Source organism: Stenotrophomonas sp. C-A (assembly GCF_054030835.1).
The window spans coordinates 1,035,218-1,061,552 of record NZ_CM132916.1; the positions used below are offsets into that span (position 1 = coordinate 1,035,218).

Below are 26,335 nucleotides of genomic sequence, written 5' to 3' on the forward strand. Positions count from 1 at the left end.
TTCGTACTCGCAGTCCTCACAGGGAAGAGAGAAAGGCAGATCAAGGGGATGTGGCAGGTACGGGGTGAGGATGGCGTCCGGTTGGCGGTCCTCATGCAGGCGAGCAGGCCCTGGAACGAAAAAGCCCCGGACGATGCCGGGGCTTCAGGACTGCAGGTGGTGCTGGATCAAAGGTCGAATACCAGGTTGCCGCCGGTCTTGCGCGGAATGTAGCCGGCATCACGCAGCCAACGCGCTGCATTGACCTGGTCCATGCGCTTGACCGGGAAGCGGTTGGCGAACATCAGGAACCGCGCCACGGTGATCGATTCGCCCTTGCCCTTCAGGGCGGCCAGGGTCTCGGTGAACCACGGCGCGGGAGGCTGCTGGCTGCCGGGACGAGCCGCTGTGCGTTCCTGCCGGGTGGTGCCGGTCTCGGTCCGAGCGTTGGCCAGCGAGCACAGCGAGATGAAGATCGCGTCCAGGCTCACGATGTCCTTGCCACCCTTGGGCTGCGACTTGAACAATTCGATGGCCTTCTGGCGCGTCGACGTGAACTGTTCGACCTCCATGACAATTCCTCTTTGCGAAATGGTTGGGGATGCAGGGTGACGACAGGTGCCGTCGGTGATGGGGGACGACCTTACATCATTTTCGCTGATGATGGGCCGGAACCTGCGGTTGGGTCAGGAAGATGCAGGGCAGCGCGGCCCTGCTCCAGGCTCAGATCACGCCGCGCGACAGCAGCTGGTCCAGCGTCCTGCGTACCAGATCGGCCCGGCTGCCGTCGTTGCTTACCTCGATGTCGACCAGCTCATCGGGCAGTGGCTGCTCGCTGGCGTGGGTGTCATGGCCTCCATGGCCCGGGCGGCTGACGCGGATCACGACACCACCGCGGCGACGGATCGCGCAGGCCTCATTGCTGAAGCGGACGTCGGGCACCAGTCCTCCCGCAGGCAGGCGCGCGAACAGCGAGCGTACCCACAGCTCGGGATGGACGCGGTCGCGGCCCCATTCGGTACCCGCGGTCTGCATCAGGTGGCGAGGAGTGAGTTCGGCCAGCCAGTCGATGGTGTCCTCCTTGCGGCTGTCCAGTTCACGCAGGGAGAGCCCGAGGAGGGACGCGACGAACTGCCGCAGCGGTGCGGCGAAGCTGTCGCAGGGCAGTGCCAGCGCCGACGCCAGCCCGCTGGCGAGGGTGTCCTTGCCCGCACGCTTGGCGCCGGCGATGCCGATGTAGAGCGGCGGACCCGCCTGCGGCCGTGCGCAAAGCGCAGTGCTGGCCAGGGCAGGCCCGGCACGGAACGCAGCCAGCGTGTCGGCGATCATGCGATGGCCGCTGTCGAGGGACGCGGGAATCATGGGGAATCTACTCCTTGAAGAACGTGGCCGCTGCCGGTGGATCAGGAATCACGTGCGGCGGTGCTGCGGGCGCGCAGGATGCGCTGGGTGATGCGGCCACCGCGCGCTGCCGCCGCGATCGGGTCAAAGCACAACATGGCGGTACGCGTACGACGGCCGGCAGCAAGATGATCGCGGATGGTCCGCTCGGACAGTACCGGTACCCGTTGGTGGATCTGTCGCACGGTGAGCTGCTCACCTTCAAAGGCATGCAGTCGGGGTCGAGGCATGGCGGAAGCGCTCCTGGAAGGTGGCGTGGCCGATACAGTCATCTTGCCTCTGTGGACTGCTCCAGTCAACACCTTTCATCTACTCGCGTCCTCGACGGGTTGGTAGGGTGGATTGGCGATCCATTGCCGTACCGCCAGTGACGCCAATCGCTCGCGCTCCACAGGACCCCGGGTGGCCTGTACGCGTGCCAGGTACTGCTGGCGATGCCGGCGCGGGCTGATCGTTCTGCACCGCCCTTGAGCGTCGATGCAGCGGTAGCCCGCCAGTTGCAGCAGGCGACGTGCCTCGCAGTCGAGGCGCCACTCGGCGCTGTCGCTGCCGACTTCGCGGCCATCATGGGTGCGTGGCATCAGAACGGTCCTGCGATGTGTTCGGACAGGCTGCGGCTGCGCGGTGGCATCAGCCACACCTTTGCCCGTTCCTTGCCCACCACGCGGGTGCGCACGCCATGCCGCTTCACCACGTAGGCGGCGGCCTCGTTGACCTCGCGCCGGTTCGGTTTGTCGATGCCCACCGCGATGACGATCTCGGTGGCACGGTAGTGCGTGCTCCAATGCTCGGCGGGGAGGGACCAGTCGAAGTGGCGGTCGATCAGCTCGGCGATAGGCGAGATGGGTTCGTGCTCGCTGTTGGTGGCATTGAGTGCATCCAGCTCTTCGCCGGACAGGTGCCAGGTCTCGCCATTGCGGTACAGCGCATGGGCTTCGGCCCACACCTGCTGCATGTCGATCCGCGCCGGTTCACCCAACGCCACGGCATGCACGGTCCACCAGCGGCTGTTGCCGGTCGCGTCACGCAGGAAGCGCTCGTCGTTGACACTGGCGAACAGGATGGTGCGCCGCGCATAGCGCGATTCGGTGCGTGCGTAAGGCCGGCGGATTTCATCGTGGCTGCGCGAGATGAATGATTTCAGCGCGGCGATATCAGTGCGGCGGAAGGTGGCGTCGACCTCACCCAGTTCCACGATCCACTTGGAGATGACCTGCTTGATGCTGTCCTTGTTGGCGGGGTCGAGTACCACGCCATCGGCGATCAGCTGCAGTTCGGCCGGTGCCAGCTGCCGTGCCCAGCGCGTCTTGCCCAGATTCTGCTTGGAGACGAAGGTCAGTACACCCCGTGCGACCACGCCATCCGGTTCAAAGGCGGCCGCCACGCCGGAGATCAGCCAACGCCGCATCAGCACCTCCTTCAGGATGCGGCCATCGGACATGCGCGTGGGCTGGGCTTCCTGCACGGTGTCGAAGAACGCCTGGAGGCGGGACTGACCATCCCAGGGCTGTGAAGTGATCCAGCTGGCAACGGGATTGTAGGGATTGGCTTCGGCCACCTGGCACAGGTTGGTCTCGAAGCTGGCGGTGGCCATGCCGGCGCGGTGCATGCAGTCCATCACTTCGCCGGCGGCAACCTCCTTGGCATTGTCGATCGTGGACTGCAGGTCCGGCACCAGGATCTCCAGGTCCTTGCGGATGACGTTGTAACGCACCGTAACGCCGGTGCGGCGGCACAGCTCGGCGAGATTGCGCGCGGTCGGCAACGGGCGGCCGCGTGCGCTGCTGTCCGGGAACGGAGTGAAGGTATCGAAGGCGGAGAGGTTGCCGGGAACCTGATAGCTCGCGGCGGCCGGGGAGCGTGTGCCGTTGTCGGCGGGGCCTTCGTCCGGCGCGCACGGTGGGTCGGCAAGCAGCTGCGCGCGCAGTGCTTCCAGGCCTTCACGCCGATGCAGGTCGTTGAAGTCGGTGGGGCGATCATCGTCGCCGTGCACGATGGCGAATTCCGGCCAGACCACCCGAGCACCGATGTCTACCGCAGCCTGCGTGGCCTGGCTGACACCAGGGTTCTCCAGAGGTTGCCGCGTCCATTGGTCGTTATCCGCGCAGAGCACGAACGAGGCATCGGGTACGGCGTTGCGCCAGGCACGGGCCACGGCCGTCAGGTTGCCCGCGTCCCACGCGACCACGACGCACCAGCCGGTGGCCTGATGGATCGATGCTGCGGTGGCATAGCCCTCGGCAATGGCGATGGGATGCCCGGGCAATGGCTTGCCGATGACATGGAAGCAGCCCTGCTTGCGGCCACCGGCCAGGAAGTCCTTGTCGCGCCCCAGTGCCGGGTCGGTACGGGGAAGGATCGCCTGCAGGGAGACGATGCGTCCGGCAGTGTTCACCACCGGCACCAACAGCGCATTCTCGATGTGGCGGAACACCAGCCCATCGCTGTTGCGTACCGGCCACGCTGCCACGCGCAGGCCATGAGCGTGCACGCCCTTCCGCGCAAGATAGGGGTGGCTGTCGTCGGCGGGCATGGCCCGCTGCCACAGTACGTTGGCGGCCTTGGCTGCGGCATCCTCGCGCTCGCGTTGTTGCCGCTCACGTTCGGTCCGGGCCGATTCCTGGCGCTGCCGGATCGCGCGCTGCTCGGTGGGACTCAGCGTGGCCGGTGATTGCGCGCACCAGGCGTGACGGGTACCGGTACGCCAGCTGCCGAACTCGCCGGCGGGCACGTTGTCGCCGAACAGGACCGCCCAGCCATTGCGGGTGCCACGGCGGTCACCCTCCACGTGGAAGCGCACCAGCGTGCCGTCGGCGTTGAGTGCATCGCGTCCGCGGGCGTCCGGCACGATGCCGTGTGCATGCATGGCCTGCAGGAACGCCGGGACGACGTCCTGTGTTGGGTGCGGTGTGTACATTCGGCGGGACCCCCTTGGAACGTTGTTCGATGCACAGCGGCCGTGGATGGCAACGGCGCTGTGCGATGCCTGCGCTGTGCAGGCCATGCGGCGGCGGCCCGACGCGAAGTGGTCAGTAGGTGATGGGAGGTGTTGATGTGGTCATGGTGTCCGATGGATCCGCCATTTGCAACACCTTTGGATACCTGCTGTCCCCGGTTCCGCCATGGGCGCTCCACGCGGTTGGACATGCGACTGCGATCGCAGATCCGCATCATCGCCTTCTTGCGTCGCAATCGGCGAGAACCGGTTTCCGGATGATGGCCGGGCCGTTCGACGCGGCCCTTCACTCTCTCTCAAACGCCCGCCAGGGCGCCCATGCACAAGGAGCCTGCATGACTGAAGCCGACCTCAATGAAATGCCCCGGCCCGATGCCACATGCGCGCCGCAGGCCGCGGCCGCGACGTTCTCAATCAGTGCGACGACCCCTCGATAAAATACAACCCGCATGACGGACACCATCGACGAAGCGCAGGAACTGGACGCGCGCCATCTGCAACGAGCACTGGCCCAGCACGCAACGCGGGCCCGCAGCGTTGCCCCACTCAGGCCCATTGGGGAATGCCACAACCCGGACTGCAGCGAAGACTTCGACAACGATCCGGCCAGGCTGTTCTGTGGGCCTGCCTGCGCCGAGCGTTTCGAAGCCATCCATCAACACCGCAACGCATAGGAACAGGGGACATGTCTCTGAACAGCAACGACGCTGGCTTCACCGAACGCATCGCCGGATTGTCGGCCGAGCTCGCCGTGCTGGTGAGCCTGGTGGAGAACCACATCCATCTGCAGTTGGCCGACCTGGCCGACTCGGGTGATGTGGATGCACAGGAGCGATTTGCGGTGGCCGATCCGGAGCGCTGGTTGGAGAACGCCCGCAACAGCCTGCAGGCGGGCGTCATGTTCCTGGAACGTGCGGTGCAGCAGCCCGCGCGGTTCTAGCAATGCGATGTGGGGACGGAAGGGGCTGTAAGGCCGCCTTCCGTCCCCCTTTGGGGCCGTGGAGAGCGTCTGCGTCCGCGGCTGCGTCATAACGTCGCACCGCCTTTCTGGAAACCCTGAACTCGGTCCAAGGTTGGCCATCGCCCCGTAGAATGGTGGCGTGCGTCGTTCTGTCCTCCACCGCCGGTTCCAGACCCTGGCATGGCTTGCCATGTTGCTGGTGCTGCTCGCCCCGTTGGTGAGCCGCTGGCTGGTACATGGCCACGTTGCGGCAACCGCACCGGTGGCTGCCATGAATCACGCGATGCACGCAGAGCATGCGCAGCACGCGATGGAAGGGCACCACGAGCATCACGGGATGTCGCACGGCGAGGCCGAAAAGAAGCCGCCTGCCGATCCACACGCCGAACATGAGATGGGCGTGGACTGCGACTACTGCCTGATCGCCGCGCGGCTGATCACCCTGCTGGTGGCGGCAGTGTTGCTGTTGGCGCCGATGGCGCCGGTATGCCGCGCGTTGCGCGGTGCGGTGCAGGCGTTGCCGCAGCGCATCAGCGGCACATTGGGAGCGCGTGGGCCGCCGGCCTTGATGGCCGCCTGAGCCCTGCGCGCGCGCCTTTGGATTGATTTTGCCGAGCCGCCAGGCATGGCCTGGCACTGCTGCGTGCGCGTTCTCCGAATTCCCTGAGCTGCCCTGCCACTGCGGGGCGGCCCTGCATGCCGTGAACAAATGAAAACCAACCCCAACTCCGCGCGCCTGCGCAGGGCGACACTGCCTGCGCTGTGCATGTCCCTGCTGTACGCCGTGCCCGCCCTTGCCGCCGATGCGCCACCCCCGACCACGCTGGATACCGTGCGCGTGGTCGACACCCGCAGCGGTGAACTGTCTTCCACCGCCAGCGCCGCGTCTGCGCTGGGCCTGAGCGTGCTGCAGACACCGGCCAGCCTGACCGTGATCTCGCGTGAACAGCTGGAACAGCGGGGCGACACCAACCTCAGCGATGCGATCAGCCGGGCAGGCGCGATCAGTGCCATGCCGCACCCGGGCAACGGCCTGAGTGCGTTGTCCAGCCGAGGCTTCACCGATGGCGCCTCGGTGATGCGCCTGTACGACGGGCTTCGCCAGTACGGCGGCGTGGGCATCACCTTCCCGTTCGATACCTGGTCGATCGAACGCATCGAAGTACTGCGCGGCCCGGCGTCGGTCATCCATGGCGATGGCGCCATTGGCGGGGTCATCAACATCGTGCCCAAGAAGCCCTCGCGTAGCGCCATCGAGAACGAGATCAGCGTGACCGTCGGCAGCGAGGATACTGCGCGCCTGGGCTTCGGCAGCGGCGGTGCGTTGACCCGGGACCTGGCCTATCGGCTGGACGTGAGTGGCAATTACAGCGGTGGCTGGGTTGACCGCGGGCGAAACAGTGACGTGACCTTCTCCGGTGCCTTGCTGTGGCAGCCACGCCCGGACCTGCAGCTGACCCTCACCCATGCGCAGGGCCACCAGAAACCGATGCGCTACTTCGGCACGCCGCTGGTGGGTGGGCAGCAGCTGGAGGCATTGCGCCATCGCAACTACAACGTGGAAGACAGCGACATCCGTTATCGCGACCGCTGGACCCAACTTGATACGCTGTGGACGCCGACGTCGAACGTGGAATGGCGAACCCGCGTCTACCAGATCGACAGCCAGCGCGACTGGCGCAATGCCGAGGCCTATGTCTACAACCGCGCCACCGGTTTGATCGATCGCTCGGGCAACACCGAGATCACCCACAACCAGGACCAGACCGGGTTGACCTCGACACTGCAGGTACAAGGAAACATCGCGGGCCTGGCCAACCGCTTTGCCGTGGGCCTCGATGCCAATCGTGCGCACTTCAAGCACACCAACAACACCTATGCCGGCAGCTCGGGCCCGGTCGATCCGTTCGATCCGGTGCCAGGCCGGTTCGCCAGCGACGCGCCCAACCTGCCGCGCTATCGCAACCGCGCCGAGCAGTACGCGCTGTTCGTGGAGGACCGGCTGGTGTTGAGTGAACGCTGGTCGGTACTGGGTGGGCTGCGTCACGACCGCGCGCGCATCGATCGCACCGATCTGATCAGCGGCCAGAACGCGTTCTCGAAGACCTACAGCAGCACCGGCTGGCGTGCAGGCACGGTGTTCGCGCTGCAGCCGACGCTGAGCCTCTACGCGCAGTACTCGCAGGCGGCGGATCCGGTCAGTGGCCTGCTGATGATCAGCCCGGCCAACGGTGCCTTCGACCTGGCCAAGGGCCGGCAGATCGAGGTGGGCCTGAAGCAGGCCTTCGATGGCGGCGAGTGGACGCTGGCGGCGTATCGCATCCGCAAGACCGGTCTGCTCAGCCGCGATCCGCTGGTGCCGGACCGCCGCGTGCAGGTGGGCGCGCAGACCTCGCGTGGCATTGAGGCGTCCTTGAACTGGAACTTCGCGCCGCAGTGGTCGCTCGATGCCAACGCCACGGTGCTGAAGGCCGAGTTCGAGGACTTCCTGGAAACCAGCGGTTCGCCGGCGGTGCTGGTGTCGCGCGATGGCAACGTACCGCCGAACGTGGCCGAGCGCTTGGCCAACGCATGGTTGAGCTGGCAGTTCCTGCCGGACTGGAGCGCAGCGGCGGGCATCCGCTATGTCGGCAAGCGCTACGCCGACAATGCCAACGCGTTGGAACTTCCCGGCTACAGCACTACCGACCTGGCGCTGACCTGGCAGGCGGCACCGCGCACGCGACTGTCCGCGCGGCTGTTCAACGTGTTCGACAAGGCGTACTACGCCACCGCGTACTACACCAGTACGCAGTGGTTGCTGGGTGCGGACCGGCGCGTCGAATTCACCGTCGACCATCGCTTCTGAGGACGCTGGCGATGACGTTGCGATCCACCGCCAAGCGCTGGACCTACCTGGTGCACCGCTGGCTGGGCATCGGTGGGTGCCTGCTGATGCTGCTGTGGTTCGTGAGTGGCACGGTGATGCTGTTCATCGGCTACCCGAAGCTGACGCCGGGTGAGCGGCTGGCGGCGTTGCCGGTGCTGGGGGATGCCCGCGGCTGGCAGGGGCTGTCGGTACTGCCAGCTGCCGTGCAGGCCGAGCCGGAGGCCGTGGCACTGACGACGCTGCGCGGCGAGCCAGCGTATGTGGTGCGAAGCGGCGGCAACGTGGGCGCCTGGTCTGCGCGCACCGGCCAGGTTCTGCTTCCGGTGTCGGCACAGCGCGCCGAAGCGTCCGCTGCACAGTTTGCTGGCGGCCAGGCGTTCGTCGGCGCGATGCGCGTGGACGAGGATCGCTGGACGCACTCGCGCGCGCTGGACGCGCACCGGCCGCTGTACCGGGTGGAGGTAGGGGGCGCGCAGCCGGGTGACCTGTATGTGTCCTCGCACACCGGCGAAGTGGTGCTGGACGCACCGCATGTGCAGCAGCGCTGGAACTATGTGGGTGCCTGGCTGCACTGGCTGTACTTCCTGCGCATGCAGTCGGTCGACCCGGTGTGGACGTGGGTGGTGATCGTGCTGTCCGCACTGTGCACGGTGGCGGCGATCAGCGGCATCGTGGTGGGCGTATGGCGCTGGCGTTTCCGTGGGCACTATCGTTCCGGTGCGAAGACGCCGTACGTGGAGTCGTGGATGCGCTGGCACCATCTGATCGGATTGTGTGCTGCGGCCTTCGTGTTCACCTGGATTTTCAGCGGCCTGATGTCGATGAATCCATTGGGCGTCTTCAGCAGCACGCGCGAGGCGATCGACAGCGGACGCTATCGGGGTGGCGCGGTGGCGGTGGATGGCGTGTTGGGTGAGCCGGCAAAGCTCCTGGCGGTGGCCGATGCCGAGCGCTTCCGGCCGGTGGAGATCCAGTGGCGACGGATCGGTGGTGAACTGTTCGCGGTGCTGCTGGACGGGCAGGGTGATACCCGCATCGTGTCCGGCAGCAATGGGCATCTGCAGGTTACGCGGTTGCTTCCGGCAACGTGGCTGCAGCAGAAGGTGCGTGCGCTGTCCGATGCACCGATGCAGGGGTTCGTGGTGCAGCATGCGGCGGATGCCTACTTCTATCCGCGTGCGCCCGAGGCCATGAATGGTGCAGCGGTACGCCGCTTCCCGGTGGCGGTGGTGGACTTTGGCGATGCCGAGGCGACGCGCGTCTATCTCGATCTGGCGACCGGCGATCCGTTGCTGACGATGGGGCATCGCGAGCGGGTGGGGCGTTGGTTGTTCTACTTCCTGCACAGCTGGGACCTGCCGGCGATGCTGCGCCAGGAAGGTGCCCGGCTGGCGGTGTTGCTGCTGCTGAGCGCTGCTGGCACCGCGCTGTGTGCCACGGCGACGGTGATCGGCTATCGGCGGTTGCGGATGAAGCTGCGGCGCAGGCGGCGCTGATGCCCTGGACTACACCCGCAGCCAACGCGTGGACAGGGCAACCAGCAACAAGGCGGTGGTCACGCCGATGAAGGCGGCGATCAGGCCGAAGTGATTGGCAGCAAATCCGATCAGCGCCGGTCCGGCAAGGATGCCGGCAAAGCCCAGCGTGGATACCGCCGTGATTGCCAGCGCACCCGGCATGCGGGTCTGGTGGCCGGCCAGCGAGAACAGCGCGGGTGCGATGTTGGCGCAGCCGAGGCCGACCAGCACATAGCCGAGCAGCGACGCCTGCCACGGCGTGACCAAGGTCAGCACCAGTACGCCCGCGGCCGCAAGCAGGGCACCGAACACGATCGCACGCTGGCGGCCCACGCGTGCCACCAGTGCATCGCCGAACAGGCGCGCGACGGTCATGGTCAGGGTGAAGGTCACATAGCCGATCCCGGCGAGGCTGGCATCGACGCGACGTACATCGCTGAGGAACACCGCGCTCCAGTCGAGCATCGCGCCTTCGCCGAGGAAGGCGACGAACGCCAGCACGCCGATGAACAACACGATGCCGTGCGGCAGGGCCAGCATCGGTGTGTCGTGCGGCATGCGTTCGCTGTGCCAGTACGCCGCCGACAACAGCATCACCAGGAGCATGGCGCCAACGCCGATCAGCACCGATGCCAAGGGGGGCAGCTGTGCGGACAGCAGCACGGTCATGGTGGCCGCGCCGAGGAAGCCGCCGATGCTGAAGAAGGCATGGAAGCCGGACATCATCACGCGCCGTGCTTCGCGCTCGACGATGACGGCCTGCACGTTCATCGTGCAGTCCATCGCGCCCACGGCGGCGCCGAACACGAACAGCACCAGCCCCAGTGACCAGGCCGAACCGGCCAGCGCCAGGCCGGGCACGGTCAGGCAGATCAGCAGGCTGCTGGCCACCATCACCCGCCGGCAGCCGAGGCGCGCGGCCAGCACGCCGGACAACGGCATCGCCAGCAGCGAACCGGCACCGAGGCAGAGCAGCACCAGCCCCAGCGTGGCGTCGTTGATCCCGGTGCGTGCCTTTGCGAACGGCACCAGGGTGGCCCACAGCGCGGTGGCGAAGCCGGGAATGAAGAACGCAGCGCGGGTCGCGTGCTGTTCGGCACGCGCGCGGTTGGCAAGGGACATGAGCGGTATGGTCAGGACGGAGTGGGGTGTACCGCGATGCCGGCGGCGCGGAAGCGCGCCGCCAATGCGGGGGGCGCGGTGGTGGTCAGCACCAGGTCGTCGATCTCGTCGAGGCTGGCGATCTGCCAGTGGCCGCGGGCACCGAGCTTTTCGGTGGTGGCGGCGACGATGATGCGGCTGCTGCAGGCCACCATCGCGCGCTTGAGCGTGGCTTCCTCGGCATCCATCGCCCACACGCCGGTGTCGCCGTCCACCGCGCAGGGGCCGGGCAGGTACACGTCGGCACGCAGGCGTTGCACCTGGGCCAACGCTTCGGCACCGACCGCACCGCCACCGCTGGCCAAGCGGCCGCCGATCAGCTGCACCGAGGTGCCTTCAAGCATGCTGGCGGCGGTGGCGATCTGCGGGGCATTGGTGATCACCGTCAGCCCGAGAGCGGCCGGCAGCTGCTGGGCGATCGCCAGGTTGGTCGAACCGGCATCAAGCAGTACGACCTGGCCGGGTTGCAGCAGCGCGCAGACGCGGGCGGCCAGCTCAGCCTTGTCGCCGCGGTCGCGGGTCAGGCGCTCGCGCAGCGGGCGTTCCTTTGGCGGTGGCAGCACGGCACCACCGTAGACACGCTGGCACAGGCCCTGGGCGGCCAGCTCGCGCAGGTCGCGGCGGATCGAATCCTCGGAGACGGCATAGTGGCGCGCCAGTTCGGCGGCGACCACGCGGCCCTGCTGGCGCAGTTCCTCGAGGATCTGCCGGGTGCGCTGGGCGGGGAGGGGGCTGGAATCGGAGCTCATGCTGCAAGTCTGCATCTTCGTGCATTAACGTGCAACAACGTGCATTTGGGCAGGGTAGGCGCAGCGCGGCTGGACTGCCGGTAAACCGGGCCGCACCCGGGGTCTATGGATCGCCTTTGCGGCCCGGCATCATGGCGGGGCCCCTGGCATGGAATCCCTGATGTCCCCGACCGTTCACCGCAAGCTGCGCATCCGCGCAGACCAGTACACCGGCCAGAAAGTGGTCGATCAGCAGTTCCACGAGTGCGATTTTTCAGGCGCGGACCTGACCGGCACCGAGTTCATCAACTGCAGTTTCTACGATGCCGACAGCCGCGCCGGCTGCCGCTTCAATGGCGCCACGCTGAAGGAAGCCAGTTTCCGCAGCTGTGACATCAGCATGTGCCATTTCAGTTTCATCAAGGCGCTGGGTCTGGAGATCAGTGAGTGCCGTGCGCAGGGCGCGGACTTCAGCAACGCCAGCTTCATGAACCAGATCACCACGCGCAGCGGGTTCTGCAGTGCCTTCATCAAGAAGTCGAACCTGCGCTATGCCAATTTCTCGCGGGTGACGCTGGAGAAGTGCGAGCTATGGGAAAACCGCTGGGACGGTGCGAATGTGAGCGGCGCCAGCTTCGCCGGCTCGGACCTGTCCGGCGGCCAGTTCGAGGGCATCGACTGGAACAGCGCCAACTTCACCGACTGCGATCTGACCAACTCCGAGCTGGGCGAGCTGGACCTGCGCAGCACCAACCTGCGCGGCGCCACGCTGGACGTGCAGCAGGTGGCGCTGTTGATGCAGCGCATCGGCATCACGGTGGTGCCGTAGGCATCACCCGGCGTACGCCACCCAGCCCTTGAAGCTGAAGCCGGCATAGAACAGCTCCACGTCGTCGAAGCCGGCCTCGTGCAGCAGTGCGACCTCCTGCTCGGGCGCCAGCAGCGGCAGCCGCTCGGCAATGGCCTCGATCGCGCGCTGCGCATCGGCGCGGGCAACCCCCGAGGCTTCGGCGAACGCCGCGTAGCGCTGCAACCAGCGCAGCTTGCCGGCCGGATCCTGCGGCACGCTGTGGTGCGCCACCACCAGCGGCGCGCCGGGCTGCAGGCGCCGGTGCAGCTCGCGCAGCGTGTGCAGGCGCTGCGCGGCGTCGAGGAAGTGCAGGGTCAGCAGGCAGCTGGCACCGTCGAAGCGCAGATCGGGCGCATCGTCGATGTAGCCTTCCAGCAGCTGCACGCGCGACATCAGCCGACCCAGTGTCAGCTCGGCCAGGGCCAGCATCGGTGCGGCCGGATCCACGCCCAGCAACTGCCAGCCCGGCTGTGCCTCGGCGAAGGCCTTCAGCTCTAGCCCGCCACCGGCACCGAGTACCAGCACGCGGCCCTGTGCGGGAACGCGTTCGGCCAGCAGCAGGTGGCTCATCTGCTGCAACGCGAGGAAACCGGGCACCTGGCGCAGCGGTGCTTCGGCATAGCGGGCCACCGCCTGCGGGTCGGAGAACGTGGACATGCGCGGATTCCTGCGGCGGGGGGACATACCACTGTAGCGCGGCGCGCAGGGGGCATTGCGTGCCGCTGCCGCATCGTCGCGGCCAGTCGCCGGGCGTGCGCATGGTGGTGGATGCGCTGGTCGCGCATTACCAGCTCAACGCAGCGCGCGCGCCAGTACCTGCCAGATCCTCGGGTCCTGGCACTGCGAAACGTTGAAACGCACATAGTCGGCCGCGCGCTGCGATTGGCTGAAGGCGTTGCCCGGGGCCAGCACGATGCCTTCGCGCAGGCATTGCCGTGCCAGCGCAGCGGCGTCGCGGCCATCGGGAAGCTGGCACCAGAGGAACAGGCCGGCTTCCGGTTGCAGCCACGGGGTGATGCCCAGCGTGTGCAGTTTACGCAGCGTGTGCCGGCGCGCGTCGGCCAGGCGCGAGCGTACCGATTGCATGTGGCGGCGATAGCCACTGTCGGTCAGCGCGATGTGCATCAACTGCATCGCCAGATGGCCACCGCCGAAGCTGGTGGCCAGCTTCAGGTCGGTCAACGCTTCGATCCAGTCGTGGCGCGCGGCGATGTAGCCACAGCGCGAAGCGGCCGACAGTGTCTTGGAGAAACTGCCGACGTGGATCACCCGCGAAAGCCCGTCCAGCGCAGCAAGACGCGGCGCAGGGTGCAGCTCGAAGTCGGCAAAGATGTCGTCTTCGATGATGATCAGCTCGCTGCGTTCGGCCAGCCCCAACAGCCGATGCGCGGTGCTGGCCGGGAGGATCGCGCCGGTCGGGTTGTGCAGGCCGGAATTGGTGATGTACAGCCGCGGCGCGTGCTCCTGCAGCGCCTGCGCGAACGCGTCCAGATCCGGGCCGGCGTGTGTGTACGGTACACCCACCGCCTGCACCTGGTGCGCTTTCAGCAGCGCGTGGTAGTTGAAGTAGCTCGGGTCATCCACCAGCACGCAGTCGCCGGGCTTGAGCAGGAAGCGGCAGATCAGGTCGACCGCGTGCGTACCGGATTCGGTCAGCAGGATCTGCTCCATGGGTGCATCGATGCCAAGCGCGGCGGCACGTCGCTGCAGTAGATGGCGCAACGGCGGAAGGCCGAGCGGGCCGGCGTAGTCGACCAGGTGGGGAGCATCGCCGCGCGCCAGCCGACGCAGGCCTCGCCGCATGCCGTCGTGATACAGCCAGTCGCTGGGCATCCAGCCGCAGCCCGGCTTGAGGTGCCCGGGCGGCGTTTCCAGCGATTGCCGCGACACCCACAGCGGGTCCACCGCGCGGTCCAGTCGCGGTTCCATTTCGGCCAGAGCGAGCGGTGCGGGCGGTCCGCTGACATAGAAGCCGGAACCGGCACGGGCGCTGATCAGCCCTTCGGCGGCGAGGCGCTCGTAGGCCTCGACCACGGTGGAGACCGACACGCCCATCGCCGCCGCCTGAGCACGCACCGAGGGCAGGCGTGAGCCGGGGCCATCCACCCGCGCGCCGATGCGGGTACGGACGGCCTGGATGACCGATTCGATACGGGTAAGCGGGCGTGGCATGGCGAAAGTGTGCTGGAAGTGTGGGCAGTACAGTTATTTGAAACTGTACTGGATTGTAGCTGGGGAGCGCGGGCTGCAGGTGCTTCCATGGAGATCCCGCCGGGCGCCGCCCGGCACCCCAGGAGCATAGGCGTGGAACGGTCGGCGAGTGGTTGGATCAATGGCTTCATTGGCGTGGTGATCTTTGCCGGCTCATTGCCGGCCACCCGCCTGGCGGTACTGCAGCTGGATGCCGGATTCGTCACTGCTGCGAGGGCCACCATCGCTGCGGTACTCGGCCTGGGCCTGCTGCTGATGCTGCGCCAGCCTTGGCCACGGCGCAGTGACCTGCCGGGGCTGGTGGTGGTCAGCCTCGGCGTGGTGGTCGGCTTCCCGCTGCTGACCGCGCTTGCCCTGCGCCACGCCTCATCAGCGCACACCATCGTGTTCCTCGGCCTGTTGCCGTTGAGCACTGCGGTGTTCGGCGTACTGCGGGGTGGCGATCGGCCGCGCCCGGCGTTCTGGCTGTTCTCGCTGCTGGGCAGTGCGTGCGTGGTCGGCTATGCCGCGCGCAACGGCATCGAGGCCTCGTTGCAGGCCGACCTGCTGATGCTGGCGGCGATCGTGGTGTGCGGGCTGGGCTATGCCGAAGGCGGCCGGCTCGCCCGCCATCTCGGCGGCTGGCAGGTGATCAGCTGGGCGTTGCTGCTGGCCTTGCCGGTGATGCTGCCGCTGACGGTGCTGATGCGTCCGGCCTCGTTCACCGCGGTCGATGCCTCGGCGTGGTGGGCGCTGGGTTATGTGGCGGTGTTCAGCATGCTGCTCGGCTTCCTGTTCTGGTATCGCGGGCTGGCCCAGGGCGGTATCGCCGCCGTCGGCCAGTTGCAGTTGCTGCAGCCCTTCTTCGGCCTGGCCCTGGCCGCGCTGCTGCTGCACGAATCGGTCAGCCTCAGCATGGTGCTGGTGACCGTGGTCGCAGTGATCTGCGTGGCTGGCGCGCGCCGCTTCAGTCGCTGAACAGAAAAGGGGACGGAGGGGATTAAGTCGTAACTGGCCCTGCTGTGCCTGAAACGACTTAACTCCCTCCGTCCCTTTTTCCGGTGATAGCGGGTGCGTATCGTGGGCGGTGGTCAACGGTATTGGCCGGGGCAGTGCGCTTGGCCGAAGCTGTGCCCATGAAGCCGATTTCCCGTATTTCCTTCGAGGGCCAGGTGGGCCTGGTGACCGGTGCCGCGGGTGGGTTGGGCCTGGCCTACAGTCGCCTGCTGGCCGAGCGCGGTGCGCAGGTGGTGATGCATGACGTCGGTGCCGGTACCGATGGCCGAGGCGCCGATCCGCAGCGCATCCTTCGCAGCGTCGAGGCGCTGCAGGGGCAGGGTCTGGCGGTACAGGCCGCAAGCGGTCCCATCGATCATCGCAGCGGTTGCCATGCGCTGGTGCAGGAACTGCTGCAGGCGCACGGCCGCATCGACTTCCTGATCCACAACGCGGGCTGGGTCGAGTACCAGCCACTGGAAGCGATCGAGGACGAGGCGCTGGAGCAGATGCTGTGCCTGGCGGCGAAGACGCCGCTGTGGCTGGCGCAGGCGGCATGGCCGGCGATGCGCGCGGCGGGCGGTGGCCGCATCGTCATCACGACGTCGGATCGCGCGCTGTATCCGCAGTACGCACAGCGCGGACTGTCCGCCTATGCGATGGGCAAGCTGGCGGCGCTTGGCCTGGTCAATGTGCTGGCGCTGGAGGGCGCGGAGCATGGCATCGTGGTCAATGCGGTTTCGCCGGTGGCAAAGACGCGCATGTGGGGCATCGAGGGTGAGCCCGATGAGCTGCATCCGGAAGCTGTTGCGCAAGGTGTGGCCTATCTGGCATCCACACGCTGCCAGGACGGCGGCTGGGTGCTGCGCGCAAGCAATGGCCAGTTCCACGCACTGCGCCTGCAGGAGGCCGAGCACGTGGCGTATCCGCGCGATCTGCGTGCGGTCAGTGCCGACAGCATCGAGTCGGTGGCGCTGCAGTGGCCGGCCATTGCCCGCGCCAGCGTGGACGCGCGCGGCTGAGGGCGTACCCTAGGCAGGTTTTCACTGCCTGCTCCCAGATGATCGATCTGCGCCTGCTTCGCCAGTTCGTGGCCGTGGCCGAAGAACTGCATTTCCACCGCGCTGCGGCCCGCCTGCACATGTCGCAGCCACCGCTGACGGCGGCAATACGTCGGCTGGAAGACGAACTCGGAAGTGAATTGATCGTGCGCGGCAACCGCACGCTGGGCCTGACCGTGGCCGGGCAGACGTTGCTGGTGGAGGCACGTGCAACGCTGCGGCAGGCTGAGCAGGCGTTGCAGCGCACGCGCGAGGCGGCGAGCGGACAGTCTGGCTGCCTGCGCGTAGGCTATGTCGGCAGTGCGCTGTATGGCCGCCTGCCAGGTTTGATCCGCCGCTTCCGCCAGCAGTACCCGCAGGTGCAGTTGCACCTGCAGGAAGCCACCTCGCGCCAGCAGCAGTTGTGGCTGCGTGAGCAGCGCATCGACGTAGGCGTGCTGATTCCACCGATTCCCACCGCCGAGCTGGTGCTGCACGACTTCGACCACGACCGCCTGGCGATTGCGCTGCCGCGTGCACATGCGTTGGCCGATGCGGCGGAGGTCAGTGTGGCGATGCTGGCTGATGAACCGTTCGTTTCGTGGCCGGCGGGCGAGGGCATCGGCTTCCATGCGCAGGTGCTGGGCCTGTGCACGGCGGCGGGATTCACCCCGCGCGTGGTACAGGAAGCGCAGGGCATGCACGCGGTGTTGTCGCTGGTGGCGGTGGACGCCGGCGTGGCGATCGTGCCGGCCAGCATGGCCAGCTTTCGTCCGCAGGAGATCGTCTACCGCGTGCTGGAGGGCGAAGCCGCCCGTTTCGCCCTGCAGTTTTCCACGCGCCCGGAACAGGCGTCGCCGGTGCTGCGCAATTTCCTGGACGTGGCGAAGCTGCCTGCCCGCGGCTGAGCCGCCGGTTCACCTGCTGAATCGGCGGTCAGCGTGATCCTCGGTCAGAACCGATAGCTGATGGTGCCGGTGACTACGCGCGGGTAGCCGGCGAAGCAGTCGCCAAACGTGCGGCACGGGGCGTAGTAGCGCTTGTCGGTGAGGTTGGTGATGTTCAATGCCATCGTCCAGTCGGTCACCTGCACTTCCACCAATGCATCGGCCAACGTGTAGCTGGGGGTGATGATGCGCCCGCCATTGCCCAGCGACGCCGTATTGCCGACATGGCGCACGCCCAGGCCCAGGCGCAGGCGTGCGGCATCGTCCAGCTGGAAGCCCTTGGACACCCAGGCCGAGGCCAGGTCCTGTGGGGTGTCGTTGAGGCGCTGGCCCACTTCCAGCGCGAAGTTGCTGCGGCTGACTTCGGCCTCATTGCGCGCGACGGCGGCGGTGATCGTCAGGTCGTTGGCGAACTGGAACTGGCCTTCCAGCTCGAGGCCCTTGGAGCGGATCTGCCCGGTCTGCACCACGTTCAGCACGTTGTCCGGATCGTTGGTCTGCCGGTTGGTTTCGGTGATGCGGTACGCCGCCATCGTCAGCAGCAGATTGCGTGCCGGTTGCCACTTGATGCCGGCCTCGCTCTGGCGGCCACGCATTGGTTTGAAGGCCTGGCCGAACAGGTCCTGGCCAGTGACCGGCAGGAACGATTCGCTGTAGCTCAGGTAGGGCGATACTCCGGCGCCGAGGTCACCGATCAGGCCGGCGCGGTAGGTGGTGGCGTTGTCGGTCTGGCTGGGTTGGCCTTCGGTCTTCGAGCGCGCATGGTCGCGGCGCGCGCCCAGCACCAGCGAGACGCGGTCGGCCCAGCGGATCTGGTCCTGCACATAGACACCCAGCTGGGTGGAGGTCTGGTCCGGCTGACGATCCCAGCCACGCACGATCGGTGCGACCGATACCGGGGTGTAGATGTCGATCGGCGTGCCGGTGGCGTCCAGCCGCTGCAGCTGCTCCTTGTACTGGCTGTAGTCCACACCGGCCAGCAGCAGATGCTGGAAGGCACCGGTGGCGAAATCGAACTGCAGCGCATTGTCGGCGCTGAAGATCTGCACGTCGGGGCGGGTGCCGTAGGCGGTGCGGTTGACCACGCGGCGGTCGGCGTCGATGAAGGGATCTGCCGGATTGCTGTAGCTGTCCACGTACATCTGCTGCAGGGTGGTCCTGCCATCGATGTAACGCACCGCCGAGCGCAGGCTGAGCACGTCATTGAAGCTGTGGTCGAACAGCGCGGTCAGGCTGTAGACGCGCGAATCGATGCGATCAAAGCCGGGGTGGCCGATGAAGGTGGAGGTGTCCAGGCGGCGGCCCGGCGGCGCCAGCAGGGTCGCTGCCAGCGGCAGGAACTGCTGGCTGGAGCCGGTCCTGTCGTGCTGGTAGCTGGCCAGCAGGGTCAGCGTGCTGCGTTCGCCGCGCCAGCTGATCGAGGGCGCCAGGTAGATGCGGTCATCGTTGAGTACATCGGTCTGCATGTTCGATTCACGCATCAGCCCGACGAAGCGACCGGCAACCGTACCGGCATCGTTCAAGGCGCCGCCAATGTCACCCTGCAGCTGCCTGCGGTCGAAGCTGCCGAACTGCACGCCGACCTCGCCCGTGAGGGTGCCAAAGGTCGGGCGCTTGCTCATCACATTGATGATGCCGCCGGTGGCGCCGGCACCGTACAGCACCGAGGACGGGCCGCGCAGTACTTCCACGCGTTCCAGGCCGTAGATCTCCGGGCGGGCGAGCGGGCTGAACCCGTAGCTGCGGCGCAGGCCATCCTGGTACTGCACGGGGTCCAGCCCGCGTACCGAGGTCGCGTCGTTGCGGGTATCCAGGCCCCAGGCATCGGCGGTGACGCCGGCGCTGTAGCGCAGCACTTCCTGCAGGTTGTGCGCGCCGCGATCGGTGAACAGCTGCTGGGTGACCACGCTGATCGCCTGCGGCGTCTCGGTCAGGGCGGTGTCGGTCTTGGTCGCGGTGCTGGCCCGCTCGGCCACCACGGTCACCTTGTCCAGGGTGCGTGCCGCCGGGCCGTCCTGGGCCTGGGCGATGGCCGAGGCCAGCAGGGTGGGCAGGGCGAGCGTGTACAGCAGCGGGCGGCGCGGCGACAGGGCGGGCATCGTCAGGAATCCGGGAAGGCGGTGACGGCGGATTATCCGGATGCGTGTCTGCAAATACAAATGATTCCCAAATGCGATTGAGTTACCCAGGCCCGGTGTCAGGGCAGGCCGTCCGAGGCGCCGCGGATGCTCAGCCAGGCGCCGCCGCCCGGGGCGCTGCCCGCGCGCAGCCGGAAGCCGTGCAGGCCGGCAATAGCAGCCACGATCGACAGGCCCAAGCCGAATCCAGGTCCCTGGCCGGCACTGCTGCTGCCGCGGAAGAAGCGCTGGTAGATCAGCGTGCGATCCTGCGGCGGGATGCCGGGTCCATTGTCGATCACATCGATCCTCGGCGCGCCGTGATCATCGACCGCACGCAGCAGGATGCGGCCGTGCGCAGGGGTGAACTGCAGGGCGTTGGACAGCAGGTTCGCCACCGCTTCGAACAACAGCTCACGGTCGCCGCGCAGCAGGCCGACCTGTGGATCCACCTGCAGTTCCAGCAACTGCTGCTTCTCTTCGGCCAGTGGCAGGTAGAACTGGTGCAGTTCCTGCAGCAGCTCGGCTAGGTCGACCTCGTCGAAGGCCGAACGCCGCTGGTGGCTTTCCAGTTCGGATACCCGCAGCAGCGCGGTGAAGCGCGCCATCAGCATGTCCGTTTCCGCCAATGCCCTGTCCAGCGGGTCTGCATGCGGATCCTGTTCGTCCAGGCCGACGCGCATGCGGTACAGATGCGCCCGCAGTCGGGTGAGCGGGGTGCGCAGATCATGGGCGATGCTGTCGCACACGCCTTTGACCTCGGTCATCAGCTGCTCGATGCGTTCCAGCATGGCATTGACGATGCTCGACAGCCGATCGATCTCGTCGCGACGGTTGGATACCGGCAGGCGCTGGCCGAGGTCGCCGGCGACGATGCGGCTGGTGGCCGCTTCGATCTGCTGGATCCGCTTCAGCGGGCGTCGGCGCAGCAGATGCCAGCCGACCAGGCCAGGGATGACGGTCAGCGACACGCCCCACAGCAGTGCATCGAGAATGATGCTGTTGACCGCCATGAGCTTGCCGTTCTGGCGCACGAACACCAGCGTCCGCCCATCCCGGGTCGCTACGCCAAGCGCGCTGCCGCCGCTCTCGTGCTTTCCATCGACCAATGTCCAGCCTTCCACCGGGTGCGAGCTGCCATCCAGCGGCAGTCCCGCTGGGATGGCGGTCAGCGGTCCAGCCAATGGCGCGCCGTCGCCGCTGAACAATCCGTAGGTATAGACCTGGTGCAGGTCGAAGCGCTGGCTGTCGCGCAACGCATCGTCCAGTGCCTGGCCGTCGAATGCCATGAACAGATGGGCGCGCTGCTGCAGGCCGGATTCGGTCAGGTCATTGAGGTAGTCCGAGATGCGCCAGTACATCACCCCCAGCAGCAGGCTCGACCAGGCCACGAACAGGATGCAGTACAACCCGAGCAGGCGGCTGCTGGACGAGCGCCACTGGTCAGGATTGCGCATCGAAGACATAGCCGGTTCCACGTACGGTGGTGATGGGTTGCGGGCGGCCCGGCTGCTCGATGCGCTTGCGCACGCGGCCGATGTGGACGTCGATCAGGTTGGTGCCGGGGTCGAAGTGATAGCCCCAGACTTCCTGGAACAGCATGCTGCGGGTGACCACCTGGCCGGCATTGCGGACCAGGAATTCGAGCAGTTTGAACTCGGTGGGCAGCAGCGCAATCTCGTGGCCCCCGCGTCGCGCCGAACGGGTCATCAGGTCCAGTTCCAGGTCACCGGCGCGCAGTACGTTGTCGATGGCGGCAGCCTGGCTCTGGCGACGGATCAATACCTCCACGCGGGCCGCCATCTCATCCGAGGCGAACGGCTTGGTCAGGTAATCGTCGCCGCCTGCACGCAGGCCACGCACGCGCTCGTCCACGTCCGACAGCGCGCTGATCATCAGTACGGGGGTGACGATTCCTTCGCGCCGCAGCGCAGTGACCAGCGCCAGGCCATCAATGCCGGGCAGCATGCGGTCCAGGGTGATCACCGCGTAGTCGCCCGCACGCGCCAATGCGAGGCCGGCAGTGCCATCAACGGCAACGTCGACCTCGAAGCCATGGCTGCGCAGCTCGGTTGCGATTTCCTCCGCAGTGACAAGATCGTCCTCGATGGTGAGTACGCGCGGCATGGGCCAGTGTGCAGGTTGGATGGCTGCCATCCTCGCAACCGCTCGCGGTGACTGCAAATGAAAAATGTTTCATGCGCGATTCGCCGGATTCCGCGCACGGGTCTTCTATATTCGGCGCCGAGCGTCTCCCCCCGGCGCGCGGAACCCCGGCACCCGATGAACCTCCTGCCCACCCCGTTGCCACACCACGCCCGGCCACCGCGGCTCCGACGGCCGCTGCTGCTTGCGCTCGTTCTGCTCGGCCTGTTGACGGCCTGCGGCAAGGATGCGCCCAAGCCGGCCGGCAGGCTTCACGAGGTGGAGGTGCTGACCCTGCAGGAAAGGCCGCTGGCGATGGAACAGGAGCTGCCGGGGCGAACCATCGCATCGCAGGAGTCGGATGTGCGCCCGCAGGTGGATGGCGTGCTGGTGAAACGCCTGTTCGAGGAGGGCGAAACCGTGCGTGCCGGGCAGCCTTTGTTCCAGATCGAACCGGCCCTGTACCAAGCGGCGCTGAATCAGGCTCAGGCCAACCTGAAAACCGCCGAAGCGGCGGCAGTCACCGCACGCCTGCGCGCGCAACGGATGCAAGCGCTGGGCGGCGAGCAGCTGGCCGCGCGCCAGGACGTGGATGACGCCATCGCCAGTGGGCAGCAGGCCGCAGCCGCGGTGCAGGCGGCACAGGCGAGCCTGGATACCGCTCGTACGCGGCTTGGTTTTGCCACGGTGACCGCGCCGATTGCCGGGCGCATCGGTCGTGCGCTGTTCACACCGGGGGCGCTGGTCACCTCCGGCCAGGCCGACCCGCTGGCGCGGATCCAGCAGGTCGACCCGATGAACGTGGACATCACCCAGTCCAGCAACGAGTACCTGGCCTTGCGCCGCGCGATCGCCGACGGTGGCGTGCAGGCCACCACCGCTGCGGTGCGGCTGCGGCTGTCCGATGGCAGTGCGTATCCGTTGCCCGGCACCCTGGAATTTGCCGACATCGACGTGCAGCAGGAAACCGGCAGCATCACCCTGCGTGCACGGTTTCCCAATCCCGCCGGGCAGCTGCTGCCGGGAATGTACGTGCGGGCGCAGGTGGGGCAGGGCACGCAGCGGCAGGCGCTGCTGGTGCCGCAGTCTGCAGTGGACCGCAGCCCGAAGGGCGAGGCGCAGGTGTGGGTGGTGGATGAGGGCGGCAAGGCGAAGCTGCGCCTGTTCCGTACCGCGCGCGCGATTGGCGACCAGTGGCTGGTGCTGGATGGCATCGCTGCCGGCGAACGGGTGGTCGTGGCCGGCGCACAGGGGCTCTCCGATGGCATGGCGGTGCAGGTGAAGCCCGCTGGGGCAGTCACGCCGGCAGCGGCCGGGAAGGACTGAGCCCATGCTGCCGCGCTTCTTCATCCACCGCCCGGTATTTGCCTGGGTGCTGGCGATCTGCATCATGGCCTTCGGCGCGATTGCCGTCAGCCAGCTGCCGGTGGAGCAGTACCCGGACATCGCACCGCCGCAGGTCAACATCACCGCCAACTACACAGGTGCTTCGGCGCAGACGGTGGAAGACAGCGTCACCCAGGTGATCGAACAGCAGATCAAGGGCATCGACCATCTGCTGTATTTCTCGTCGACCAGTTCGTCATCGGGGCAGGCGCGGATCACGGTCACCTTCGACCAGAGCGCCAATCCGGATATCGCCCAGGTCCAGGTGCAGAACAGCGTCAACCAGGCCATCAACCGGCTGCCGCAGGAAGTGCAGCAGCAGGGCGTGACGGTCGCCAAGTCGCAGGGCGATTCGTTGATGGTGGTCTCGCTGTATGACACCAGCCGGCGCATGGAACGGGTGGACGTTTCCGACTTCCTGGTCAGCAACGTGCAGGATCCGATCAGCCGCATTCCGGGTGTGGGCGAGATCAATGTGTTCGGCTCGGCGTATGCGATGCGCGTGTGGCTGGACCCGCACAAGCTGCGTGCCTACGACCTGATGCCGGCCGACGTGCGTACGGCCATCCAGGCCCAGAACACCCAGGTCACGGCCGGTGAGCTGGGGGCGTTGCCATCCAGCGCAACGCAGAGCCTGAATGCCACCGTCACCGCACAGTCGCGGCTGCAGACGCCCGAACAGTTCCGCGCGATCATCCTGCGCACGCTTCCCAGCGGCGCTGCAGTGCATCTGGGCGACGTGGCACGGGTGGAGATCGGTGCCGAGAACTACCAGACCAGCAGCTATCTCAACGGCTATCCGGCGGCCGGCTTCTCGGTGACCCTGGCCTCCGGTGCCAATGCACTGGCCACTGCCGATGCCGTGCGCGCGGAGATCGAACGGCTGCGGCCGACCTTCCCGCCGGGGCTGCAGGTGGCCTATCCGCGTGACAGCACACCGTTCGTGCGGGTCTCGATCGAGGGGGTCATCCATACCCTCATCGAAGCCATCGTGCTGGTGGTCGTGGTGATGTTCCTGTTCCTGCAGAACCTGCGTGCCACGTTGATCCCCGCGATCACGGTGCCGGTGGTGCTGCTGGGCACGTTCGGCGTGCTGGCGGTCGCCGGATTCACGATCAACACGCTCACCCTGTTCGCGATGGTGCTGGCGATCGGCCTGCTGGTCGACGATGCGATCGTGGTGGTGGAGAACGTGGAGCGCATCATCCACGACGAGCACCTGCCGCCACGCGAGGCCACCGAAAAATCGATGGGCGAGATCACCGGCGCGCTGATCGGCATCACCGTGGTGCTGGGCGCGGTGTTCCTGCCGATGGCCCTGTTCGGTGGTTCCACCGGCATCATCTACCGCCAGTTCTCGATCACCATTGCATCTGCGATGGCGCTGTCGGCGCTGGTCGCGCTGACGCTGACCCCGGCGCTGTGCGCGACCCTGCTCAAGCCATCTTCGGCGCAGAAACCGCAGGGCCGCTTCTTCAGGGCGTTCAACCGAGGAGTCGAGCGCAGCCAGTTGGCCTATCAGGGAAAGCTCGGTGGCGTGGTCGCCCGGCCGCGGCGCTGGATGGCGTTCTACCTGCTGCTGGTGGTCGCCATGATTGCGTTGTACGCGCGCATGCCCACCGGCTTCCTGCCGGTGGAAGACCAGGGACAGGTGACCTTCCAGTTCTCCACGCCGGAGGGCACGCCGATGGCGCGTACCGAAGCGCTGGGCGAGCAGATCAGCCGCTACTTCATGGAGCACGAGAAGCAGAACCTGGACGTGGTGTTCGTGGTGGTCGGCCGCAACAATGCCGGCACCGGCCAGAACGCGGGGCAGGGTTTTCTCGCCCTGAAACCCTGGGATGAGCGCACGGGCGACAACACCGCTGCGGCGATCATCACGCGTGCCAATGCCTACTTCCGCAGCTTGCCGGATGCCAGGGTCAATGTACTGGCACCGCCGGCAGTGCGTGGACTGGGCCAGTCCAGCGGCTTCGAACTGTGGTTGCAGGACACCAGTGCGGCCGGGCGCGTGGCCCTGCAGGCAGCGCAGGAACAGGTGGTGCGTGCGGCCGGCGAAGACGATGGGCTCACCTCGGTGCGCCTGAACGGCCTCGGCGACAAGGCCGAGCTGCGGCTGGACATCGACCATGCGCAGGCCAGCGCGCTGGGGCTGTCCCAGGCCGATATCAATTCCACCCTGTCGGCGGCCTGGGGCGGCAGCTACATCAACGACTTCCTCGACCGTGGCCGGGTCAAGCGGGTCTACATGCAGGGTGACCAGCCCTACCGCAGCGTGCCCGACGACATCGGCCAGTGGTATGTGCGCGGTGGCAATGGCCAGATGGCCTCGTTCGCCAGCTTCGCCAGCAGCCACTGGGCGCGCGGGCCGCAGCTGCAGCAGCGTTTCAACGGCCTGCCGGCGATGCAGATCCAGGGCAGCGCCGCGGAAGGGCGTAGCTCGGGCGAGGCGATGCAGCGCATGCAGGCGCTGGTTGCCGATCAACCCGGATTCGACCTGCAGTGGAGCGGCCTGTCCTACCAGGAGCAACTGGCCAGCAACCAGACGCTGTGGCTGTACACCGCCTCCATCGCTTTCATTTTCCTGTGCCTGGCGGCGCTCTATGAGAGCTGGACGGTACCGGTGGCGGTGGTGCTGGTGATCCCCTTGGGCGTGATCGGTACCGTGCTGGCGACCACGGCGGCGGGCTTCGTCAACGACATCTACTTCCAGGTCGGCCTGCTGACCACCATCGGCCTGTCAGCCAAGAATGCGATCCTGATCGTTGAGTTTGCCGAGGCCCGTTATCGCGCCGGCAGTTCTGCGGTGGAGGCGGCGCTGCAGGGCGCACGCCTGCGCCTGCGTCCGATCGTGATGACGTCGTTGGCCTTTGTGGCCGGTGTGATTCCGTTGGCGTTGGCCACCGGTGCCGGTGCGGTCAGTCGCCGTGAGATCGGCATGAGCGTGATTGGCGGCATGGTCTCCGGCACGGTGCTGGCGGTGGTGCTGGTGCCGTTGTTCTTCGTGCTGGTGCGCCGCCTCGGCCGGTCACGGCCGCAGGACTGATGGGCGCGGCTGTCATCTGGCTGCCGCAGCACCATCACCCGTCCTT

At 67.0% G+C, this 26,335-nt stretch carries 23 protein-coding genes; 11 read left to right on the forward strand and 12 right to left on the reverse strand.

Features of this window, described 5'->3' with window-relative positions; genetic code table 11:
* Positions 1 to 167: 167 nt before the first annotated feature.
* The 5 genes from ACW5IY_RS04880 to ACW5IY_RS04900 all read right to left on the reverse strand — a co-directional run bounded on the left by ACW5IY_RS04880 (position 168) and on the right by ACW5IY_RS04900 (position 4,297).
* The gene (locus ACW5IY_RS04880; protein WP_049434363.1) at positions 168 to 551 is read right to left on the reverse strand and encodes a hypothetical protein; all 384 of its coding nucleotides are present in this window, start codon (positions 549 to 551) and stop codon (positions 168 to 170) included.
* Positions 552 to 702: 151 nt separating this feature from the next.
* Positions 703 to 1,341 carry a deoxynucleotide monophosphate kinase family protein gene (locus ACW5IY_RS04885; RefSeq protein ID WP_049434365.1) on the reverse strand — a complete coding sequence of 213 codons (639 nt, stop codon included), beginning with the start codon at positions 1,339 to 1,341 and terminating at the stop codon, positions 703 to 705.
* 41 nt (positions 1,342 to 1,382) lie between these two features.
* Entirely contained in the window at positions 1,383 to 1,610 is a 228-nt protein-coding gene (locus ACW5IY_RS04890) for a hypothetical protein (protein ID WP_010483758.1), read from the reverse strand.
* Between the two features lie 75 nt (positions 1,611 to 1,685).
* Positions 1,686 to 1,961 carry a hypothetical protein gene (locus tag ACW5IY_RS04895; protein WP_100049894.1) on the reverse strand — a complete coding sequence of 92 codons (276 nt, stop codon included), beginning with the start codon at positions 1,959 to 1,961 and terminating at the stop codon, positions 1,686 to 1,688.
* Entirely contained in the window at positions 1,961 to 4,297 is a 2,337-nt protein-coding gene (locus ACW5IY_RS04900) for a VapE domain-containing protein (protein ID WP_049434367.1), read from the reverse strand. The genes ACW5IY_RS04895 and ACW5IY_RS04900 overlap by 1 nt, the downstream gene beginning before the upstream one ends.
* Positions 4,298 to 4,785: 488 nt before the next feature.
* Here ACW5IY_RS04900 and ACW5IY_RS04905 point away from each other — a divergent pair, with 488 nt between their 5' ends.
* The 5 genes from ACW5IY_RS04905 (at position 4,786) to ACW5IY_RS04925 (ending at position 9,662) form a co-directional block, all read left to right on the forward strand.
* Positions 4,786 to 5,010, forward strand: a complete 225-nt coding sequence (locus ACW5IY_RS04905) for a hypothetical protein (RefSeq protein WP_010483754.1) — start codon at positions 4,786 to 4,788, stop codon at positions 5,008 to 5,010.
* An 11-nt stretch (positions 5,011 to 5,021) separates the two neighbouring features.
* Complete coding sequence (locus ACW5IY_RS04910; protein WP_005408345.1) at positions 5,022 to 5,276, forward strand: hypothetical protein; 255 nt, start codon at positions 5,022 to 5,024, stop codon at positions 5,274 to 5,276.
* Positions 5,277 to 5,487: 211 nt separating this feature from the next.
* On the forward strand, positions 5,488 to 5,877 hold the full coding sequence (locus ACW5IY_RS04915; RefSeq protein WP_049434369.1) for a DUF2946 family protein: 390 nt from the start codon (positions 5,488 to 5,490) through the stop codon (positions 5,875 to 5,877).
* 129 nt (positions 5,878 to 6,006) lie between these two features.
* Positions 6,007 to 8,145 carry a TonB-dependent receptor gene (locus ACW5IY_RS04920; RefSeq protein ID WP_049434371.1) on the forward strand — a complete coding sequence of 713 codons (2,139 nt, stop codon included), beginning with the start codon at positions 6,007 to 6,009 and terminating at the stop codon, positions 8,143 to 8,145.
* Between the two features lie 11 nt (positions 8,146 to 8,156).
* The gene (locus tag ACW5IY_RS04925) at positions 8,157 to 9,662 is read left to right on the forward strand and encodes a PepSY domain-containing protein (protein WP_049434374.1); all 1,506 of its coding nucleotides are present in this window, start codon (positions 8,157 to 8,159) and stop codon (positions 9,660 to 9,662) included.
* Between the two features lie 9 nt (positions 9,663 to 9,671).
* Here ACW5IY_RS04925 and ACW5IY_RS04930 read toward each other — a convergent pair whose 3' ends face one another.
* Complete coding sequence (locus ACW5IY_RS04930; RefSeq protein ID WP_049434376.1) at positions 9,672 to 10,805, reverse strand: MFS transporter; 1,134 nt, start codon at positions 10,803 to 10,805, stop codon at positions 9,672 to 9,674.
* An 11-nt stretch (positions 10,806 to 10,816) separates the two neighbouring features.
* Positions 10,817 to 11,593, reverse strand: a complete 777-nt coding sequence (locus ACW5IY_RS04935; protein ID WP_049434378.1) for a DeoR/GlpR family DNA-binding transcription regulator — start codon at positions 11,591 to 11,593, stop codon at positions 10,817 to 10,819.
* A gap of 160 nt (positions 11,594 to 11,753) precedes the next feature.
* Between ACW5IY_RS04935 and smqnr the strand changes: the two genes are divergently transcribed.
* Complete coding sequence (gene smqnr / locus ACW5IY_RS04940) at positions 11,754 to 12,401, forward strand: SmQnr family pentapeptide repeat protein (RefSeq protein ID WP_049434380.1); 648 nt, start codon at positions 11,754 to 11,756, stop codon at positions 12,399 to 12,401.
* 3 nt (positions 12,402 to 12,404) lie between these two features.
* On the opposite strand, the gene ACW5IY_RS04945 is transcribed toward smqnr, so the two are convergent.
* Both ACW5IY_RS04945 and ACW5IY_RS04950 read right to left on the reverse strand, forming a co-directional pair.
* Positions 12,405 to 13,079, reverse strand: coding sequence for a class I SAM-dependent methyltransferase (locus ACW5IY_RS04945; RefSeq protein WP_049434382.1), 675 nt, complete (start codon positions 13,077 to 13,079; stop codon positions 12,405 to 12,407).
* Positions 13,080 to 13,214: 135 nt separating this feature from the next.
* Positions 13,215 to 14,594, reverse strand: coding sequence for an aminotransferase-like domain-containing protein (locus ACW5IY_RS04950; RefSeq protein ID WP_049434385.1), 1,380 nt, complete (start codon positions 14,592 to 14,594; stop codon positions 13,215 to 13,217).
* Between the two features lie 132 nt (positions 14,595 to 14,726).
* Between ACW5IY_RS04950 and ACW5IY_RS04955 the strand changes: the two genes are divergently transcribed.
* From ACW5IY_RS04955 to ACW5IY_RS04965, 3 genes are all read left to right on the forward strand, one after another.
* Entirely contained in the window at positions 14,727 to 15,590 is an 864-nt protein-coding gene (locus ACW5IY_RS04955) for a DMT family transporter (protein ID WP_049434388.1), read from the forward strand.
* Positions 15,591 to 15,748: 158 nt separating this feature from the next.
* Positions 15,749 to 16,630 carry an SDR family NAD(P)-dependent oxidoreductase gene (locus ACW5IY_RS04960; RefSeq protein ID WP_049434390.1) on the forward strand — a complete coding sequence of 294 codons (882 nt, stop codon included), beginning with the start codon at positions 15,749 to 15,751 and terminating at the stop codon, positions 16,628 to 16,630.
* A 38-nt stretch (positions 16,631 to 16,668) separates the two neighbouring features.
* Positions 16,669 to 17,556 carry a LysR family transcriptional regulator gene (locus ACW5IY_RS04965; RefSeq protein WP_049434392.1) on the forward strand — a complete coding sequence of 296 codons (888 nt, stop codon included), beginning with the start codon at positions 16,669 to 16,671 and terminating at the stop codon, positions 17,554 to 17,556.
* A gap of 44 nt (positions 17,557 to 17,600) precedes the next feature.
* Here the strand turns inward: ACW5IY_RS04965 and ACW5IY_RS04970 are convergent, their stop codons facing one another.
* The 3 genes from ACW5IY_RS04970 to ACW5IY_RS04980 all read right to left on the reverse strand — a co-directional run bounded on the left by ACW5IY_RS04970 (position 17,601) and on the right by ACW5IY_RS04980 (position 21,839).
* A complete protein-coding gene (locus ACW5IY_RS04970; protein ID WP_049434395.1) occupies positions 17,601 to 19,694 on the reverse strand; it encodes a TonB-dependent siderophore receptor in 2,094 nt (697 codons plus the stop codon).
* Between the two features lie 98 nt (positions 19,695 to 19,792).
* Positions 19,793 to 21,169 (reverse strand): sensor histidine kinase, encoded by a 1,377-nt coding sequence (locus ACW5IY_RS04975; protein ID WP_100049895.1) that lies wholly within the window; start codon positions 21,167 to 21,169, stop codon positions 19,793 to 19,795.
* Positions 21,156 to 21,839: a response regulator transcription factor gene (locus ACW5IY_RS04980; RefSeq protein ID WP_049434398.1), complete on the reverse strand. Its 684-nt coding sequence runs from the start codon at positions 21,837 to 21,839 to the stop codon at positions 21,156 to 21,158. The genes ACW5IY_RS04975 and ACW5IY_RS04980 overlap by 14 nt, the downstream gene beginning before the upstream one ends.
* Positions 21,840 to 21,995: 156 nt before the next feature.
* On the opposite strand from ACW5IY_RS04980, the gene ACW5IY_RS04985 reads away from it, so the two are divergent.
* Positions 21,996 to 23,183 (forward strand): efflux RND transporter periplasmic adaptor subunit, encoded by a 1,188-nt coding sequence (locus ACW5IY_RS04985; RefSeq protein ID WP_049434401.1) that lies wholly within the window; start codon positions 21,996 to 21,998, stop codon positions 23,181 to 23,183.
* Positions 23,184 to 23,187: 4 nt separating this feature from the next.
* Positions 23,188 to 26,289, forward strand: coding sequence for an efflux RND transporter permease subunit (locus ACW5IY_RS04990; RefSeq protein ID WP_049434403.1), 3,102 nt, complete (start codon positions 23,188 to 23,190; stop codon positions 26,287 to 26,289).
* Positions 26,290 to 26,335: the final 46 nt, after the last annotated feature.